Origin of the sequence: Granulicatella sp. 572.rep1_STHE (genome assembly GCF_001073445.1) — a bacterium.
Taxonomy (GTDB): domain Bacteria; phylum Bacillota; class Bacilli; order Lactobacillales; family Aerococcaceae; genus Granulicatella; species Granulicatella adiacens.
This window is the reverse complement of sequence record NZ_JVBO01000033.1, coordinates 94,187-114,271: the sequence shown is the minus strand read 5'-3', so window position 1 is coordinate 114,271 and position 20,085 is coordinate 94,187. Positions and strand designations below refer to the sequence as shown.

Genomic DNA, 20,085 nt, shown 5'->3' with positions numbered 1-20,085 from the left:
GAAACTTCTTCCAGCCTTTTGACTATTTTTTACGTCTTACTAATAATTTGTTCTTTAAGCTGACTGCTTTAGGCGCCCAAGTATGGAACACTTCAAACCAGAACTTAGAGATTGGCATATCGAACTCACCGATATATTCGACTAACTCAGGATCAAACGATTGCTTAAAGCCGTTAATACCACCATGATGTTCTTGGTCTTCCGAAACTCCAAAGAAGTCGAATGAGCGAATGCCTTTTTCATCATAAAGAGTTTGCATAATCCACGATACAAGCGCTTTGTTCGCATTCAATCCACCATCGTCAGTAATATTAGCCCCGTATAAGTAGTAGGCTTTATCGAGGTACGTCACTACAAAAGCTCCACTGACTACTTTCCCCTCTGGATACTTTTCTAAGTCAGCTTTCACACGGTCAATTTCTTTTTCGTATTTTTCAATATTTACTTTTAGAGAGTCGATTTGTTTTTGAACATTTTCAATTCGCTTAGGATTATTAAGGGTTCCCAATTGTCCTGTTAACTTATCGAACTCTTTTTGCGCAGTTTCTAAACGATTTGTCGCAAATGATAATTGGACATTATAGTCTACTTTGGCAAAGTATAAATCCACCATGCCTTTAGGGTGAAGGTGTTGGTACATTGTTGTTAAATACTCGATACTACGTGCCACATATTGATCACGTTCAGCCGTAATCTTGTTCAACTCATCATAGATTGGCATATCTTCAAGCGTTCCTTTGTAGCAAACAACCCCTTGCTTCTTCGCCACATTCACTTTATACCGTTCTTTTTTATTGAACGTTTCGACAATGCCTTTCCCTTCATCTTTCAATGATAAAATCATTGTTAAACGCGGTTGAATCCCGTCGAACCCTAAATCCATGGGGCGTTCGACAAAACCAGACGCTAAAATGTTATTGCGGAACTCTTCATTGTTGAATCCACCTTCGACCATTTCGAACTTGTTTGTCCATTCACGCCATTGTAACTCTGGGTCAATCTTTAATCCAAATGCATTTTTAGCTTTTAAATAGACTTTTAAAGTCGCAAAGATCGATTTTAATTGTTCTGCATTTGTATAATCCGTTACAATCCCACGAGGCGCGTACGCTAAATACTTATTCACTCCGGGTAATTTACGGTAAAGAATCATCGCAGCGGCAACCGGTTCATGAGCATCCGTCATAACCAGCAATACATCTTTTGTCCATGAGCCATCTGCCTTCACTTCACCCCATTCAGGTGTTTGAAAAACCGTTCTATTGGCTTGTGTTTCCATAAAAGAATGATACTCTTCTAACGCATTCGACATCTCTTTTATATACATGTGTGCACTCTCTTTCTTTTCATGTTTCCTTATCAGTATTACACTTTCAGCAAAATATGTCAAAACTTTACCGAAGAGAAAGCTTTACTATCAATGGAAAGCGGTGTTGGGCAAAGATATCTGTATCAAAAAAGAGCGCATCACGACGATACGCCCTTTGATTTAATTTTTTAGAATAGTTTTAAGTATTGATCTAATTCCCATTGAGATACTTGACTACGATATGCAGCCCACTCAAAACGTTTCGCTTCGATAAAGTTGTCTAAGATATGACTTCCTAATGCTGATTGAACGGTTTTATCTTGTTTCAAGTATTCAATCGCTTCATTTAATGTTCCTGGTAAATCATCAATCCCTGCTTCCTTGCGTTCGCGAGCAGACATCGCATAAATATTGCGGTCAATAGCTGCAGGAACTTCCATTTTTTCTTTAACCCCTTCAAGACCAGCCGTTAAAATCGCAGCCATTGCTAAATATGGGTTTGCAGAAGGATCTACGCTGCGCAATTCAATACGAGTCGAAATTCCACGAGATTCCGGAATACGAATCAGCGGTGAACGGTTACGTGCTGACCATGCAATATATACAGGAGCTTCGTAACCTGGAACTAAACGTTTGTACGAGTTTACGGTTGGGTTACATACCGCAGTTAGAGCTTTCGCATGTTTCATCACTCCTGCGATAAAGTGACGGCAAGTGTCGCTTAAACGTTGGTCACCCTTTTCGTCGAAGAACGCATTGTTTCCGTCTTTATCAAATAAGGATAAATTGAAGTGCATTCCGCTACCGGCAATTCCGAATACTGGTTTTGGCATAAATGTCGCATGTAATCCATGTTTACGCGCAATTGTTTTTACTACTAATTTGAACGTTTGGATGTTATCACAAGCCGCTACTGCATCTGAGTATTTCCAGTCAATTTCGTGTTGCCCTGGCGCTACCTCGTGGTGACTCGCTTCAATATCGAAACCAATCTTTTCTAATTCAAGAACGATTTCGCGACGGCATTCTTCCCCAAGGTCGATTGGAGCTAAGTCGAAGTAGCTTCCTTGGTCGTTTCCTTCAAGGGTTGGTTCGCCGTTTTCATCCAATTTGAATAAGAAAAACTCTGGCTCTGGTCCTAAATTGAAGTTTGAGAACCCTAATTCTTTCATTTCGTTTAACACACGTTTTAAGTTTGAACGAGGGTCCCCCGCAAATGGTGTTCCGTCTGGTTTGTAAACATCACAGATTAAACGCGCGATGGTACCATGTTTACTGCTCCATGGGAATACCACCCAAGTTGAAAGGTCTGGATATAAGTACATATCACTTTCTTCGATACGAACAAATCCTTCAATAGATGAACCATCAAACATCATTTTGTTGGCCAACACTTTATCTAATTGTGTAATTGGCACTTCCACGTTTTTAATAGTCCCAAGGATATCCGTAAAGATTAATCGTAAGTAACGAACATCTTTCTCTTCTACCTGTCTTCTAATCTCTTCATGTGTAATCATTGGCTTCCTCCTATAAGTTCCATTTTTCCCCGCCAGAGTAGCGGCTAATATGCATAATCTCGTCATAAAAAATTCTACGGACATCTTCATCCGTTAGCGTTTCTTTTACGCTCTCTTTTGTTACGGGATTTGTATTTTTATTGAAAATTTTCTGAATGGCCATAATGGTTAATCCATCAGCCAAATAATCTTTAATTTCCAATAAGCGATCGACATCATTCAAGGAATACAGGCGACGGTTCGTCTCAGAACGTTCAGGAATTACCAATCGCTGTTCTTCATAATATCGAATTTGTCTTGCAGATAAATCGGTCAGCTTCATCACTGTTCCGATTGGAAAGACGGCTAGTGAACGTCGCAGTTCTTTTTCACCCATCTGTCTTCCTCCTTTATGTAAGTATATTCTAAAAAACATTTTTAGTCGTTGTCAAAATCAGCCTTACTTCTTATGTTAGATAATATAACATGAATAATGGGGTATTGTCTCAATTAAGCTTTCGCCAGTTGAGAGAATACCCCATTTTTTGTCAGATGTGCTGTTATCTTTTTTCATAAATCTTTACATAACACGCACCCCCTTTGTTTATTTTTCATGAATTTCTTACTCTATTTTATTTTTTGGTGGACTCACCTCATTTGTTAAAAAATGTTTCAATTACTTCTTTCGTCTTCATGTCCTGGTGGACCCACCTCACTTTTTGAAAATTGATTTTACCTTTATTCTTATCCTTCATATTTTGGTGGACTCACCCCTTTCATGGTTCCTAGTAACGATTATCGGCCTTGTCTACCGCCTGGACCTCCTTGTCCTGGTTGTCCTCCACCAGGTCCACCTTTTCCAGGTCCTCCACCAACATTAACTGCTTGTTTTGAGGCTGTAGCCGTTGTTGTGTTTGAACCAACTTTAATCGTATATTTTTCGCCCTCTTTAATATCTTGGCTACTGATTAATACTGTTGAGAATGACTTAGAGGCTTTTAAGCTTGCGACAGTTTTCCCTGAAGAATCAATTACTTCAACGGTCGAGCCAGCCGTTCCTTGGATGCTTGCCATTAAGTAAGCTTGATTAGAGTCACTACCGAATCCCATCGTCATTTGTCCATTGTCGACAAAGAGAACAGTACCACCGTTTAATGTTCCGTTATCATCGTAGTCAAGAGCTGCGTTTGCACCGCTTGTTGGACCATTGACAACGATTGTTCCTCCGTTAATCTCAATTGATCCGTTAGCATCAAGACCGTCCCCTTCAGCGTCTACTGTTAAGGTTCCTCCGTCAATCACAATCTTCACATCACCTGCTTGATCTAAGTTTTTCGCATTTGCGGCTTCAGATTTTACTGTCTTCGTTTGTTGACCTGGACCTTGCTCGTCAGAGGATTCTAACGTCCAGTCTTTCGCGTTTAATCCATCGTCAGAAGATTTTACAGTAACGGTACCACCAACTTGGTGAATCAAGCGAGCCTCAAGACCTTCTTCACTCTTTTGTACGTCAATTGTCGCACCTTCATCGATGAGCAGCGTATTCGAAGCGTTAATTCCGTCGTCTCCAGCATTGACGGTAATATTCGTATTGACTAAGTAAACATTTCCTAGCAATACATCATCCTCGTTATCTGAGTGAATGCCATCTTCATCGGCTGTTAAGTTTAAGGTTGCACCCGATACGTTCACGAAGTCATTCGCTGCAATTCCGTGTTTTTTGGCTGTTGTAGTGATGGTTGCATCTACAATGCGAATGCCGTCTTTTGATTTAATGGCATTACTGGCTGCACCCGTTACCGTTAATGAACCCTTCCCGTTAATCGTTAAGTCACTATCGGAGTAGATGGCTCCTTTAACCGTTGATGCTGATTCATCGGCTACTTCGTTTTTCGTTCCATTGGCTAATGTTAAAATCACTTTCTTAGCCGAATCTACGAGTAACGGAGCTTCTGTATTCTTCAATGTTGCGTTCTTAAAGACAATTTGTACTTCATCTTCCTTGCCTGCTGCAACTTTCAATTGAACTTTCGATGCCGTTCCTTCTACGATGTATGTTCCAGCTTTGGTAATTTCCACTGTACTTCCATTCACTGTTACCCCTTCACCTGAAGCGGTAGTGGTTGTCCCTTGCAACGAAATTTTTGAAGCGGTTGATTCATCGTAAGTTGCTGTTAAATCAGAGGTTTCAAAATAAGAAGTCGTCTGCGCCTTTGAAGTTGTAGATGTCTTAGTAGTGGTTTGCGCTTGTGCTTCTGCTTGGCTTAATACGCTTTGTGATCCGCAAGCAGCCAAACCTAGAGAGATAAATAATGTTGTTGTCAATAACCATTGTTTTTTATGTTCCATCTCGTTCTCCCCGATTCCTTTTCTTGATGATTTTAGTATACGAAGCGAACTTAAAATGAACTTAAAACAAAAAAGAGGTGATCAAATTCACCTCTTTGTCTTATAATTTTGTTTCAATGTATAGTACTTTATCTTTTTTAACAGCCTTTTGCCAAGTGACATATCCACTTAAAGGAGCAATGAAGGTTATCCAAAGATAGACTAAAACATGCTGAAAAATTGTTCGAAACACTAAACTGATGAACCCTCCAAATCGAATATATCCACTTAAAAAGTTATCGATATGTCCACCTTGATAACTCCAATAAGAATAATGCCAAAAAACAAATGACAAAACTCCTAACAGGAGCGAAACAATATTGCTTAATAAGCCAGGCATAAACCCAGCTGTAATAGAAGACCAAATAATAGTAATTACAATACAGCAAAGGAGTCTGCGAATAAAGTATCTTTTTCTATATTCGGGAGTTAAATGATTTTGGATCGATTCCCAAATTCCGAAAATACTTTTATCATTTCCGCCTTCTCCACCAGGTAAAACATATTGTTTTTCTTCTTTTACTTCATTATCAAATTCTTCTGCCATCAGTACGCCTCTCTTTCTATTTTAATTAGACCCTACATTGTTCAATAATCGCATTTGGAATATCATTTAAATCTTCCAATCCATTATCAAACATATAGACTGCTAATTTTCGTAAGATTTTTTCGTTTTGATTTCTGACCCATCGACCATTACTATGATCATTGGTTTTTTCTAAATTATTTTCAATCAAAGCTTTATACGCCTCTGCATCTACCGTATACCCATTTTTCGCAAGTTCATCCAACCCAATTTGCACAAGTTGTTCGTAAGTATAGTCCTCAAAAACAAAGGTATTTGGAATTCTGCTTCGAAGTCCTTCGTTCATCTCTAAGAATCTTTCCATATCTTTCGTATAGCCTGCAAAGATAATAACTAAATCTTCTCGATGATCTTCCATAAATTTCAAAATTTCGTTGATAGCTTCAATTCCAAAATCATTTTCACCACCTACTGCAAGCGTGTATGCTTCATCAATAAACAATACCCCGCCTAAAGCAGATTCTAAAATTTCCTTTGTTTTTTGAGCAGTATGACCAATATATTGTCCCACTAAATTACTTCTAGAAGTTTCAACATATTTGCTAGAAGCAATAATGCCATTTTCATGTAGTAATTGTCCCATTAATCGAGCGACTGTTGTTTTACCAGTTCCTGGATTCCCTAAGAATAATGAATGTAAGTTAAATCCTGAAGTCGCAAATCCTTTTTCCTTACGGATTTTATTCATTTTAGAAATAGCGATAAATTCCTTGACTTCACTCTTCAGGTTCTCTAACCCTATCATTTCTTCTAATCTCTCACTGGCTGTTTTTTCACCATAATATTCTGTAGTCACTTCTCGACCATCAAACATTAATTGATTATCACTGTCTAGTAAGATGTCTTGTTCTTCATTCGTCAAAATAGAGACTGTCTTTTCTGCAGATAGATGAGATCCACGTTCAATCTTAATATCTGGATCTTTTTCAACCCCGATAGCAAGAAGCTTTAATTCTAGAGAACTTCTGTCACTTAGGAATAAATTCACCTTGCCATTATCTCGCCCACCAATAACTAAGGCATCCCCTGTTATTTGGGAACTCTCTGTCATCATAGCCGTCTCTAGCACACAAAGTTGATTGTGAATTGTCGCTTTTGATCCTTTACTTTCAAAAGTGTTTACAACCGTCGAATCAATCGTCGCTTTCGAATTTTCTAAATAGAGAGCACTCGTATAATTTTCTAGCGCATGTAAATAAATGATTTTCGACTCTTTTGTAGAAATTTGCGAATCTCTACAAAGCACAATCGGGTAATCTTCAACCTGTCCCTGAGCGGAAACTGTTGAGTCGAGAATAGAGATATTGGAATTGTCGTTTGCAACAATGGCATTTTTACCTTCCACTTCTACCTTGGAATGTGCAATTTCTAAATCCGTATGCTCGAGAATGATATGTGAATACAAATCTGTTTGAGAAAATTTTAATGTAGAATCTTTAGCGGCAATGCACGAAGCAGCTCTCACAAAAGAATCCTCTAAAGACAACTCTGACTCTTCAATAAAGCAAAGAGGATAAAGCTCTCCTTCCACTAGTTGATTTTCTATTAAAACATTTTTCGCATATACTTTTGCTTGATTGCATAAGTTTAGTGCATTACTTTCTTCACGATTATCTCGAATAATGATGTTTTCTAAATGCACCGTACAATTATCCACAAATATCGCACCCAAAATCAGTGGAAAACTATCTTCTCTTGATTTATTCATTTTCCCAATCAGAGAAATATTTTTATGAATAAATAAATCTAACCCTTCTAGGCAATAAGTATCTTCAATTTCAATAACATCGCCTTCATTAGCAGCTTCAAGGGCTGCTCCTAGTTCCCACGTAGTTCTCTTAGAAAAAAACGATGAATTGTCTTTTCCCACTAAGAAAAATGCCATAATTTCACCTCAGTCCATAATATGTCTTCAATAACTATTCAAAATGGGTTCACCCCAATAATTCTCTATAATCAACGAATCCCCTCTGTGCAATTAGCATACAGAAAGGGGATTGTCTCGTTTATTTTTAGTTTTCAATTCAGGCCACTACTAACAAAGAGTAGCAATTTTATTTTTTGTTACTTCTGAACTGCTCTCAAATAAACTAATCTCCCTTAAGAAGAGAAAGTCATTCTACTTCTTAGTCTTTCTTTTGGAATAGTTTTTGATAATAGAAGTAAGAAGTAACAATCGCTGCTGCACAGGCAACAATATAGAATAATACCGCTAATTTAGATCCTGATTCGAAGCTGTTCACTAAAGACATCGCTTGTTTTGTCGCATGATTTGGATCTGTGAAAGCTTGCATTACTAGATTTGAAATAGATGTGTTCACTTTTCCATTAAACATATCTGTCATTGTACCGATAAGACTAATGAACCCTCCGCCTAAAAGGTGAGCTAAGTATACGCTAACGACCATTGCTAATGAAGTGACATTAACATTTGTCCACAAGTTTTTCTTAGATTTATTCGCCATAAATAAGAAATACGCTACAAAAACAGTTGCAATAATCGTTAAGAAGAACGTTAAACTGAAGTATAAGTTTAAGTTTTTCACTTTATTTGAAACTTCGTAAAAATCAACGGATGATAAGGCATTTCCTTTTAAGGCATATCCAAGACCATTAAGAACCACTAATCCAGAGAATAACGCGATAGCAACCGAAAACCCAAAGAAGATTTTTTCAAATAATGAATTTTTATTATAGCTTGCTACTGTATCCACTGCTTGACTCATCTTTTCTTTATTTTCTTCAGTGAATACTTTTTTGGCTGCTTCTTCCATTTTTTCTTTAGCAACACCCGCAACTTCTTTTGCTTTTTCAGTTGCTTCTCCTGCTTTTTCTTTTACGTTTTCTACAACTTCTTTAAAGTCTCCATCTGCTTCAGGATTCTTTGCCTCAGAAACTTCTTCTTTGGCTGTTTCTGCAACTTCTTTAACTTCTTCTGCTGTTTTTTCAGCAGCTTCTACTACTTCTTCTTTCACTTCTGTAGCTTTCTTTTCAACCGATTCTAATTCTACATTTTTATTTTCGTTTTGATCCATCAGAGCACCTCTTTTATACGTTCTTTTAACAAATTTTATCACAATCTCCTGTTTTCTTCCACTTTCAAAAAGCGCTTGAAAAAGTGTAAAGTCTTTTTTAGAGACATCCTAAAATGAATCATACACTACTATTTTGAAAAAAATGACCCATTCCAATGCAGAAAAAAAGAAGAAGCTAGACAATTGTCTAACTTCTTCAAGATTCGTTAAGTTTTATTTTAAGACGGTTCCATCGGCTAATGTAATCGTATATCCATTCAAGTTAATGGTTCCTTTGTTCGTTAAAGATGTAATTTTGACGTTTCCTGTCAACGTCCATGTCGCCCCCTCTTCTACTGTGATTACTGCATTATTATCCACGGCAGTCCCTCCTTCAGCATTTTCTACTATATTGATTGTACCTGTAAAGTTTGTTCCTTTGCCCATTGTAAAGTTCAAAGTAGAAACGGTATCCACCTCAATAGCTCCTGTTAATGTTTGGTTTGTCGTTGTTAATTCAACCTGACCACCATTGGCACCAGCTGTACCCCAGCCAAGTGTCGCATCATTTCCTAAGACGGCAAGTAATCTGCCAGATGTATCTTGATTTGTAATTGTTACGTCTTCTAAAGTAATAACGCTGTGTGTGTTCGTTACATAGATTTGGTCTCCATTACGTCCTGTTAACGAGCCACCTTTCATTGTGAAAGTAGCCGTTCCACTTTCGGCATCTCCTGACATTGATTGGTAAATCATCACATTGTGTACGTTGTTGTCTGAAGAGCTACCTTCTGGTGAACTCATATTCCCTGTAACATTTGTATTTTCTAATGTAATAGAGTTTTGACCTTCGATTACAAGTGCTTCTGAGTTCTCAGCGTTTAAAGTTGCATTTTTAACAGTTACATTTGCTGTAGAGTATACGGCTGGTGAGTTGTATCCTGTAGAAGTGTAAGTTCCTTTGTCTACGACTACCGTACCCCCACCACGGTCTGTACGAATCGCTGCTGATGAATTCCCTGCGGTATTCACCGTCAAGTTTGTAGCGTTCATCGTGCCGCCACCAGTAGTTTGGATACCACCTGAGTTATCTTTTGTTGTTGTGATGCTTGTATCTGATACATTGACGGTTGTTCCTGAGCCGTAACTGAACACTCCGTTACCGTTTTGAGCCGTTGTATTTACAGTAGCGTTTTTAATCGTCACTGTTGCTCCATCGGTTGCTAAGAATCCTGCGTTTATTCCATAGAAGTCTCCGTTTTCTGTATTCGATGTCGCTCCGGCTGTTTTGTTAACCGTTACGCCATCTAATGTAACTGTTGCCCCTGTTACACGAAGCGCATTTTCATCATCACCAGTAGATTCGTAAGTTTCTCCAGTTACTGTTGCATCTGTTGTTAAGTTTGTTGCTGCATCCCCTTGAGTCACTTGGTCACTTCCGCCAAACCCTTCTCCTCCAGGTTTAGCGGGAGGACTTTGTTGCGATTGTACTTGTGAAGTTTCAGTCGCTGTTTGTGCTTGTGTGTTTTGACATGCAACCAATGTAGTTGCAATGGTAATTGTGGATAGTAGAACAATTAATTTGCTTCTTCTCATGTTAGTCCTCCTCGCTTCCTATCAACATCTTGTTGATGGTTCTATCATAACGAGCTTACCTAAAATGAACTTAAAACAAAAAAAGATTTTCGAAAAAGTTTTTTCAAACTGAAAATTATCATATATGATAATTACCATATATGATAATTTCGTACGAAAAAAAGACGCTGGAATGATTTTCCAATATCTTTGATTTTCTATCTATCTTAAATCACTATAAAAATAAAAGCCCAATCTTTTCTTCAGATTGAGCTAATCCACTTCAGGATTCCATTGATATTCTCTTAGCGATATATTTGTTGGGCTTTTAAAGAGGATTCCTTCTGTTTCTAATAACTCCTTTTGCTCCAGCCATCCAGGTACAAGTCTTCCACTCGCATTAACGACTCGGTGGCAAGGATAGTCCCCAAAGAGTTCCACCTGACTTAAAATTTTCCCAACGAGTCTTGCGTTTTTCGGTCGTCCTACAAGACTAGCAATTTGTCCATAGGTAGCCACTTTCCCTCTAGGAATTTCACCTACCACTTCTAAAACTTCGTAAACAAATCGGTTATCCATTTTCTTCACCATCAATGACAAAGCGAATCTGATGGTCGCTGATTAATTCGGCGCTCAAGCGGACTTGATTGGTTTCAGCAATCTTCTTTGCAATGGCAAGTCCAAGTCCACTTCCACCTGTGGCACGATTTCTTGAGCTGTCTACTCTGTAAAATCGATCAAATAATTGACTGACTTGTTCTTTTGTAATTGGCTCAGTATTGTTTTCAAACGAAATTTGATGTTCTTTTGCACCAACCGTAATCGTAGAACTTCCTACTGTATACTTGATGGCATTGTCTAATAAAATTCGAATTAATTCTGTGATGGCTTCTTTATTTGTTGTCATCACGCTGGAATCATTTCCGGTAAATGTAACTTGAAGTCCTTTTTCATCTAATACCGGTTGAATCTCTTCAACGATATTTTTTGTAACACCCACTAAATCAACTTTTTCTTTAGTTGTGCTTGCTTCCCCTTCGTCGTATCTAGAAAGAAGTAGCATTTGCTCCACTAGGGCATTCAATCGTTTAATTTGTCTTCTATTGCTATCGACAAATTTTTCCTGTGTTCCCATCATCGCTAAAACGTCTGTATTGGCTGACAAGACTGCCAGCGGTGTTTTAATCTCATGACTCGCATTAGCAATAAATTGTTGCTGGCGTTCAACATTCTCAACAAATGGTCGAATTGCTTTCTTAGAAACGACACGGACAAGAATATAAACAATTATCAAACAGGCGATAAAAACTCCCCCGGTTACCATTAATAGGCGCCATACTTGTTGGACTTCACGGTTCGCATCTACAAAAACGACCATAAAAGATGATTCTTCACCCGAAAGCTTGTAACGCAAACTTCCTTCCCATCCACTCAAGGATTTGGACTCTACCAATCGCAGAGCTGACTCTTTTAAACTTGATTCTTCTACAGAGATTAAATGCGATTGATCTACAGAAGTTACTTCATTATTTTCAACTTTAACAAACGCATAGCGCGTGGATAATTGGTCATCTTTTCTAAATTCATGACCAATTGGCTTTCCATGTGAAGGGTGTTCTTTTGGCCCCTCATTGGATGGAGCATCTGGGAACGTTCCATTATTTTCAACTAACATCGTTGCCACACGATCTACTTGTTCGATTGTTTGTCGGTAGTTTATCCCATTCACAATCACTAAGACTACAAAGAGTACGATTGTAAAAGATAACATGGCACTCTTCACAAAACTTTTTTGTAGTTGTCGAAACATATGCTCCTCCTTTTCTTTTTCTAAACATATACAGGATGCTTAGTTGGCTGCTGATTCAACCACTAATTGATAGCCCAGTCCGCGAGCAGATCTAATCGTTACATCGGCCTCAATCGTTGCTAATTTTTTTCGCAACGATGAGATATTCACCCAAACGACATTAATTTCGGCCTCTGAATCAAGTCCCCAAACTTTCTCCATAATTAAATCCGTAGAAAGCACTTGATTACTATTCATCATAAAATATTCCATCAATTGAAATTCTTTATTATTTAATAATACTTGCCCTTTAGAGGTCATCATCGTGAAGGTATCTCGGTTTAATTCAACATTCCCTAGTGTCATAACAGATGCCACAAATACATTCGGACGACGTAGTAAAGATTTCACGCGCGCTAACAACTCAGCACCTTCAAAAGGTTTCGTTAAATAATCATCCGCTCCTTCTTCAAGACCAGTCACTTTATCCTCTAATTGACTTTTTGCTGTCAACATCAGGACCGGTGTATGAATCCCGTTGGAACGTAATTCTCTGACCACTTCGATTCCATTCTTTTTAGGCATCATGACATCTAATAAAATTAAATCATATGGCGTAGACTCCGCATAAAAAAGCGCGTCTTCGCCATCATGGACCATTTCTACACTATATTTTTGCATTTCGAGCATCATCTTCAGAGCTTCCGCTAAATCAATTTCATCTTCAGCTACTAGAATTCTCATGGTTTCCCCTCCTATATAAGGATACGATTTCAATTTAAATTATACTTAAACTGAGGATTTACACGTATTTTCAAATGAAATTAGCAAATCACGCAATTGTTGTTTTTGCGTGCAATTCAATCCTCTTAATGTATATTCCATCATTTCATGCTGAGCAGGAATTAATTGATCAAGCTGCTGTTTTCCTTTTTCTGTCAGTGATATATGTTTTGTTTTCCAACTTTTCTCAATGGTAATTAATTCTAATTTTTGTAAATGGTGAATACAGTGGGTAATATTCCCCTGCGTTAAGTTCAAAGTGGAGGCAATTGTCTTTTGGTCCACTGTTCCTTGTCTAAAAATCACATGTAAAACTTCAAAATGTGTTGGATTCAATCCTAATTCTTTTAATGAAATCGAAAACGTCCGTAGATTCTCATTGTAAATTTTCATAATCATCATCCATATCTCATGAGAGACATTCATTTTTTCACATTCTGTTACCATACCAACACCTCTTTCTTCATTAACTTTACTATTGAAATGAGCTTCTGTCAAACACTCCCGCTCTTCAGCTACCCTATAAAATGATTAACCGAAACTAGGTTCTTTTACGGAAAAAGAGTAAGAATAACGAGTGCCTTCAATAAACGGCACACACTTCTTCTCCTTCTCCGCCCATCACCCTTTATAAGGTTTAACCAAAACCAGGTTCTTTTACTAAAAAAGAGTAAGAATAACGAGTGCCTTCAAATTCTATAGTAGTCATTGTAGCGTTTGTAATCGATGTGAATTACTGACACTTGGAATTCATTTCTAGTGTCAGTTTGAAGCTCGTTAGACCTGAGACCTAGGCTCAGGTCGGTACAGCACTAATGACTACTATAGAGTTATTTGAAGGTACGAAGTGTCTTACTCTTTCTTTTCCAACAAAAAGAGCCCTGGTTTCAGGTTAAACCAGGACTCGGAAAGCACAATTTCCCTATTTTGCTATCCATATTTTTTTTTGACGAATCAACAAGATGCATGCAACCATAACTACTAAAAATGTTCCAGCCCCTGCTGTCCCGTTAACAGATAATGAGTATACCCATGGACTTGTTCCTTCTGGAGCATATTGCCCCCAGAATAACACTCCAGCGATATAATGAACGAAGTAGCGCACACCTACTCCTAATAATGCTGCGATCCCTGACCATACAATTGCAGAAGAAAATTTATCATTTTTCAATGCTTTTTGGAAAGGTCCATATACTAAACCAGCAAGACCCATAACTGTAAATGCAATGATATATTCAATCAATACTTGTTCTACAGATAAGAATGATACTTTTCCTAGAGGGAAGTGAATCAATCCCCATAAAAGTCCAGCAGCCAAACCAGGTGTCAATCCTCTACGGAGTGAAAAAATAACAAGAATAATTGCTCCCCATGATGGTGAAAACCAACCTGCTAGTTTTGGTACAAATGATAGTACCATTGCGAGTGCAGCGATAATCGCAACCTCTACCCAAATTAAAACATTTCTCTTCATTAAAAAAAGAGCCTCCTTCGTTTTCTTGAAAACACAAAGAGACTCCAACTAACTTCGAAATCGAATACAATTCCTACGCACGTATTAACGTAACAGGTTCAAGGGTTTGTACATACATCTCAGCCATAGAGGCACCCCTTTGTATTTTCTATTTATTTAACTGTTTTAAATATACCCTCTACTTTCCTCTTTTGCAATCCTTAAGCTCAATTTTTGCAGATTTTTTCTGATGAACAAACAAAAAGCTCCTAAGGAAAAACCTTAGAAGCCTTAATTCACTTTTTATTTTGCTTTTTTAGATAAGGTGATATTTAACAATAGTGCACCGATAATTCCACCAACAAGCCAAATTAAAACGAATGCTAATGGGTTTGAAACACCATTTACAAACGCAGCGAATAACCCACCATGAGGAACACGGCTAACAATACCAAACGCCATTGATAACGCACCAGATACACCTGAAGCAAATGCCAATGAAGGAATGACTTGTAAAGGATGTGCCGCTGCAAACGGAATTGCACCTTCTGTAATGAATGCAGCACCCATTACATAGTTTACATATGCACTGTTTCTTTCTGCTTCTGTAAATAAGTTTTTATTAAGTGTTGCAGCAATTGCAATCGCTAAAGGAGGAACCATTCCACCAACCATTACTGCAGCCATCACGTCTGACCCTGCTGCACCAGCGCTTGTCACTAAGGCAGTTCCTGTTACATAAGCTGCTTTATTGATTGGGCCACCCATATCAATAGCCATCATAGCTCCCACTAAAAATCCTAATACCATGCCAAGTTCTCTCGGAACATTTGCTAAGAAGTTTGTTAAGCCATTCATCACTGCACCCATTGGTCCATTGATCACGAATAACATTAAAGCACCCATGATAAGAACCCCGAATACAGGGAATAAGAAAATTGGTTTTAATCCTTCTAATGATTTTGGTAACCATGAGAAAGCAAATTTTAGGAACGAAATAATTCCGCCGGCTAAGAACCCTGCAATGAGCGCTCCTAGGAATCCAGAAGAAACATATCCTTCAGCAAAAACTCCGCCAGTTGCAAAATCTGTGAATAAAGCAGGGTTCGCAAATACCCCACCCATGAAACCGACCACTAAACCGGGACGATCCGCAATCGATTGTCCGATAAAACCTGCTAACATTGGAAGCATCATCGCAAAGGCTAATTTACCCATACGGAAGATTGCTTCAGCAATAGGGTTATAATTTGCTGTATCCTTCACATCAAAGGAAGTAATTCCCCAGAAGAATGAAACAGCGATTAAAATCCCACCAGCAACAACGAATGGTAACATGTGTGACACACCATTCATTAAGTGTTTGTAGAATTGACGGCCAAGAGACTCGCCTTCTACGCTTTCTTCTGTGGCATTCGCATCTTCACTAGCGTGGTAAATTGGCGCATCCGCTTTAGCTGCACGAGCTACTAATTCGTCCGCTTTGTTGATTCCATCCGCTACTTTAGTGATGATGACGGGCTTGCCGTCGAAACGAGCCATTTCGACTTGTTTGTCCGCTGCAACAATGACTGCTGTTGCGCGCTCGATATCTTCTTTTGTTAAACGGTTGCCGATACCAGATTGTCCGTTTGTTTCTACTTTAATTTTGTACCCAGCCGTTTTTCCGGCTTGTTTTAATTTTTCTTCGGCCATAAAGGTATGTGCGATTCCTGTTGGGCAAGCTGTGACCGCTAAAATATACACATCGTCGTTTGATGGCGCTGCTTCTTCTGCTACTTCTTCAACGGCTTCTTCTTGTGGTTCTTCAAATTTTTTAAAGACTTCAACCACTTCATCAGAATCCCCTGCTTGAAGTAAGGCTGCTTTTGCTTCAGGATTCATTAATACTGATGATAGTTTTGCTAAGGCTTGCAGGTGCTCGCCTCCGCCCCCTGCTGGAGCCGCAATCATGAAGATTAATTTTGCAGGTTGGCCGTCAAACGATTCCCATTCAATTCCTTGTTCGCTACGTCCAAAAACAATCGCAGCTTGCGTAATGGATTCGTGTTGTGCGTGAGGAATGGCAATTTCGTCACCTACACCAGTGGTAGATTGCGCTTCACGAGCTTCTAGAGCTGCCACGTAAGCATCCACATCACTTACTTTACCAAGGCTTGCAAAATTCCCTGCTAAATGCTGTAACGTTTCTTTTTTAGTTGAAGTCGTTAGATGTAAATCCATGGCTTCTTTAATAAACAAATCTGATAATTTCATTTTCGTCACCTTCACTCTTACTGTTTCGTAACCACAACTTGTGGTAATAGCTCTTCAATAAATGCTTTTTCAGCAATTCCTACAGAAAAGGCTGTCGCACTTCCAGTCGCAGCTCCTTGCCTCAAGCTTGCTGCATAATCGCCTGTTTCGATAAATTTTGCCATGAAACCAGAAAGCATTGAGTCCCCTGCGCCTACAGAGTTCACAAGTGTCCCTTTCGGAACATTCGATGTGTACACTTCTCCAGTTTCTGTGATAAGCATTGCGCCATCACCACCGCGAGAAATCAGTACATTTCTAGCCCCCATTTGCTGTAATTGTTTTGCATAATCTACAATTTGTTCTTCTGTCTCAATCGTTACCCCGAAAATCTCACCTAATTCATGATGATTTGGTTTAATGATAAACGGATGGTATGGAAGACATTTGGTCAGTAAATCCTTTGTTGTATCGAGGACTAGTTTGACCCCTTTTTCGTCACATAATTTAGCAATGGTCGTATAAGCCGAATGGTCCATTCCATTTCCTGCATTCCCTGCTAAAAATACAACATCCCCTTCTTGAAGTCGGTCTTCAAAATAGGTCACTAGACGTCCAAAATCGTCCTTGGTTACAACCGGTCCATTTGCATTAATTTCCGTTTCTTCATTACTCTTCAACTTTAGATTAATTCGAGTGACTCCATCGATTTGAATAAAGTCTGTCCCGATACCTTCGGATTGGAGAGCTTCTTTGATGAAGTTTCCTGAAAAACCTGCTAAAAACCCAGTGGCTGTATTATCAAACCCTAATCGTTTTAGGATTACCGACATATTAATTCCTTTACCGCCTGCAACGTAATTTTCTTCCACAGAACGGTTTAATGTGCCTAGTTCACAATTAGGAACTTTTACAACAAGGTCAATTGCTGGATTAAACGTAATCGTGTAAATCATGCTATCTCTCCTCTTTTATGCGTCCATTTCAACAAGACGAATGCTACCAGCCATACGGTAACGTAAGTCCGCTTGCTCTTTCGTCGTGTTTGTTACCATGGTTACTTGATGAAAATCAGCAACCTTACATAAACTTACTTTAGCAAATTTACTAGAGTCCGCCAAAACATACGCATGATTACTCTTACTCATTGCGATTTTTTTTATTTGAGCTTCTTCTTCATCCGGCGTTGTATACCCATAACTAAGGTCTACCCCATTCATCCCAAGAAACGCCTTCTTAAAGAAATACTCTCGGAGCTGGTTTTGAGCAAGAGTGCCAATAACCGCACTCGTTTCTACTTTTACTTGACCGCCTAATAACACCGTTTTGATTCCATAGTCTGCAAGAAGATGGGCCTGCTGTACCCCATTTGTAATCACCGTGACATCTTTTCCTTCTAAATGCGGAATCATTCTTAAAGTCGTTGTCCCTGCATCCATATAAATCGTTTCGCCCTTCGTTACTAAAGAGGCTGCATAACGACCAATACACTCTTTTTCTCTTCGATTTGAACGTTCTTTTTCTTTGGTAGTCGGTTCAAACTCTTTCGAATACACTCTTTTAGCACCACCATGGATACGAATCAGGGTTCCTTCTTCTTCTAATATAGAGAGATCGCGTCGAATAGTGGATTCAGAAGCCTGGAGCGCCTCCATTAAATCCTTTAGGTGAACTGTATCATCCTTATCTAATAAATCTAAAATAATTCTTCTTCTCTTTTCAGTAAGCATGTAGTTCCTCCTAAATGTATCAATCTGCTAATTTCTTGACTAGTCCGGTTTAAAGCGGTCAAAAACAGTCATTTTTATATATTTTTGTAAATATTTTTAACTACATTACTTATATAATATAAGAGTATATATCCATTGGCGCAAGTAATTTAAGATTCTTTTATTAATAAAATTACCCTAAAAAATTTACTTCCATTGTGATTAATCAGATTTATTATTAATTTTTTTATATAAATGCTGTATTTTTGAACTAAACCGTCAAAAAAGCACTGAAGACATCACGAATTCATGTCTTCAGTGCTTTTCTTTATAGTTTTTAATGATTATTATTCGTTATCTTCTACTTTTTCGTGAGGTAAAATGAGATTGAGCAGTATTCCTGCAATGGCACAAAGAGCTGTACCTGATAACGTTACTGGTCCTAATTGTAATACCGCAGAACCCAATCCTAGTACTAACATGGAACTTGCAATAATTAAGTTACGTACTTGACGGAAGTCTACTTGTTTTTCAATTAACACTTTCAACCCATTGGAAGCAATAACCCCGTATAAGAGAATCGCCATTCCTCCAAGTACCGCATTTGGAATCGTACGAACTAAGGCCGTGAATTTACCAAAGAAACTGAGGAGAATTGCGATAATCGCTGCATTACGAATGACGGATACGGATGCAATACGTGTTAACCCCACAACCCCAGTATTTTCACCATAAGTCGTATTCGCTGGACCTCCTAGAAAGGCAGACACAGCAGTTGCTACGCCATCTCCGATTAAGGTACGGTGTAAACCTGGATCACTCAAGAATTGCTTCCCGCAAATTTGACTGAGTACGGTATGGTCTCCAATGTGTTCTGCAATCGTCACAACAGCTACTGGTAGAAGCGCCTATGTTTCCGGACCGAAATATAAATGATACTGATTGAAAAGCCCATTTGTATCGAACGGCAAGTATAACTCTGGCAAAGCAATCCATTGAGCTTCTATTACTTTTGTGAAATCTACTAGACCAAAGCAGATGGCTACGATATATCCACCGATAATCCCAAATAAGAATGGGATAATTTTCAAGAAACCTTTTGCTTTTGTATTAATAAATGCTGTAATAAGGAAGGTCACTACCGCCACGAACATTGGTTTCCAGTCTCCATCCACAACAAAGCCTGCATTTTTAACAGCACTGTTTGCCAGGCCTAGACCAATCACAATAATCATCGGTCCAATGACAATCGGTGGTAAAATACGGTTAATCCATCCCGTTCCTAGTAACTTCACTAAAATTGCCACTACCACATAAAGTAATCCGACTAACACTACCCCTGTCTGAGCTGCATCTGGACTTCCGCCCATTTGCGCCATTGCAAACTGCATGGCCGTAATAAAAGCAAAAGAGGATCCCAAGTAAACAGGTACTTTAAATTGCGTCGCTACCATATAGATTAGTGTTCCTAATCCCGACGCAAATAAAGCAACCGATACTGGCATCCCCAATATTAACGGCACTAAAACCGTGGCACCAAACATCGCAAACACGTGCTGAAGACTTAAAAACAAGCCAGGCACGAGATCCGGTTTTTGATCCACATCCAACAACAGATCGACTTTTGAAGTTTGTAACTCCATTTTCCCCTCTTTTCCGGGCGTTTTTGTGCACACAAAAAGCCCTATGTTATTAAGCGTAGGGCTAGTCTAATAAACTTGTTCTTAGCCTTTCTCACCTCTCTG

16 protein-coding genes, 1 pseudogene and 1 riboswitch are annotated in these 20,085 nt (G+C 38.7%); all 17 genes and pseudogenes read right to left on the bottom strand.

Features of this window, described 5'->3' with window-relative positions; all coding sequences use genetic code 11:
* Positions 1–22: 22 nt before the first annotated feature.
* The 17 genes and pseudogenes from ADH99_RS08160 to ADH99_RS08080 all read right to left on the bottom strand — a co-directional run bounded on the left by ADH99_RS08160 (position 23) and on the right by ADH99_RS08080 (position 19,983).
* The gene (locus ADH99_RS08160; RefSeq protein ID WP_244266365.1) at positions 23–1,327 is read right to left on the bottom strand and encodes a peptidoglycan bridge formation glycyltransferase FemA/FemB family protein; all 1,305 of its coding nucleotides are present in this window, start codon (positions 1,325–1,327) and stop codon (positions 23–25) included.
* A 170-nt stretch (positions 1,328–1,497) separates the two neighbouring features.
* The gene (gene glnA, locus ADH99_RS08155) at positions 1,498–2,829 is read right to left on the bottom strand and encodes a type I glutamate--ammonia ligase (RefSeq protein ID WP_049554821.1); all 1,332 of its coding nucleotides are present in this window, start codon (positions 2,827–2,829) and stop codon (positions 1,498–1,500) included.
* A gap of 10 nt (positions 2,830–2,839) precedes the next feature.
* Entirely contained in the window at positions 2,840–3,205 is a 366-nt protein-coding gene (locus ADH99_RS08150) for a MerR family transcriptional regulator (RefSeq protein ID WP_049554822.1), read from the bottom strand.
* A 398-nt stretch (positions 3,206–3,603) separates the two neighbouring features.
* Positions 3,604–5,157, bottom strand: a complete 1,554-nt coding sequence (locus ADH99_RS08145) for a carbohydrate-binding domain-containing protein (protein ID WP_049554823.1) — start codon at positions 5,155–5,157, stop codon at positions 3,604–3,606.
* A 100-nt stretch (positions 5,158–5,257) separates the two neighbouring features.
* On the bottom strand, positions 5,258–5,743 hold the full coding sequence (locus ADH99_RS08140; protein ID WP_049554824.1) for a hypothetical protein: 486 nt from the start codon (positions 5,741–5,743) through the stop codon (positions 5,258–5,260).
* Between the two features lie 25 nt (positions 5,744–5,768).
* On the bottom strand, positions 5,769–7,667 hold the full coding sequence (locus tag ADH99_RS08135; RefSeq protein ID WP_049554825.1) for an AAA family ATPase: 1,899 nt from the start codon (positions 7,665–7,667) through the stop codon (positions 5,769–5,771).
* Positions 7,668–7,908: 241 nt separating this feature from the next.
* On the bottom strand, positions 7,909–8,817 hold the full coding sequence (locus ADH99_RS10485) for a hypothetical protein (RefSeq protein ID WP_049554826.1): 909 nt from the start codon (positions 8,815–8,817) through the stop codon (positions 7,909–7,911).
* 213 nt (positions 8,818–9,030) lie between these two features.
* Positions 9,031–10,392, bottom strand: a complete 1,362-nt coding sequence (locus ADH99_RS08125; RefSeq protein WP_053091345.1) for a hypothetical protein — start codon at positions 10,390–10,392, stop codon at positions 9,031–9,033.
* A 252-nt stretch (positions 10,393–10,644) separates the two neighbouring features.
* Positions 10,645–10,962, bottom strand: a complete 318-nt coding sequence (locus tag ADH99_RS08120; protein ID WP_005606088.1) for an MGMT family protein — start codon at positions 10,960–10,962, stop codon at positions 10,645–10,647.
* Positions 10,943–12,181, bottom strand: a complete 1,239-nt coding sequence (locus tag ADH99_RS08115) for a sensor histidine kinase (protein ID WP_049554827.1) — start codon at positions 12,179–12,181, stop codon at positions 10,943–10,945. The genes ADH99_RS08120 and ADH99_RS08115 overlap by 20 nt, the downstream gene beginning before the upstream one ends.
* Before the next feature lie 39 nt (positions 12,182–12,220).
* Positions 12,221–12,904: a response regulator transcription factor gene (locus ADH99_RS08110; RefSeq protein WP_049554828.1), complete on the bottom strand. Its 684-nt coding sequence runs from the start codon at positions 12,902–12,904 to the stop codon at positions 12,221–12,223.
* 45 nt (positions 12,905–12,949) lie between these two features.
* The gene (locus ADH99_RS08105) at positions 12,950–13,390 is read right to left on the bottom strand and encodes a MarR family winged helix-turn-helix transcriptional regulator (RefSeq protein ID WP_049554829.1); all 441 of its coding nucleotides are present in this window, start codon (positions 13,388–13,390) and stop codon (positions 12,950–12,952) included.
* 475 nt (positions 13,391–13,865) lie between these two features.
* Positions 13,866–14,417, bottom strand: a complete 552-nt coding sequence (gene thiT, locus ADH99_RS08100; protein WP_039848933.1) for an energy-coupled thiamine transporter ThiT — start codon at positions 14,415–14,417, stop codon at positions 13,866–13,868.
* A gap of 53 nt (positions 14,418–14,470) precedes the next feature.
* Positions 14,471–14,566, bottom strand: a riboswitch (TPP riboswitch).
* 133 nt (positions 14,567–14,699) lie between these two features.
* The gene (locus ADH99_RS08095) at positions 14,700–16,652 is read right to left on the bottom strand and encodes a PTS fructose transporter subunit IIABC (protein ID WP_049554830.1); all 1,953 of its coding nucleotides are present in this window, start codon (positions 16,650–16,652) and stop codon (positions 14,700–14,702) included.
* Between the two features lie 17 nt (positions 16,653–16,669).
* Positions 16,670–17,587, bottom strand: a complete 918-nt coding sequence (gene pfkB / locus ADH99_RS08090; protein ID WP_049554831.1) for a 1-phosphofructokinase — start codon at positions 17,585–17,587, stop codon at positions 16,670–16,672.
* 15 nt (positions 17,588–17,602) lie between these two features.
* Positions 17,603–18,361: a DeoR/GlpR family DNA-binding transcription regulator gene (locus tag ADH99_RS08085; protein WP_065427302.1), complete on the bottom strand. Its 759-nt coding sequence runs from the start codon at positions 18,359–18,361 to the stop codon at positions 17,603–17,605.
* Positions 18,362–18,687: 326 nt separating this feature from the next.
* A pseudogene (locus ADH99_RS08080) lies at positions 18,688–19,983 on the bottom strand (uracil-xanthine permease family protein).
* Positions 19,984–20,085: the final 102 nt, after the last annotated feature.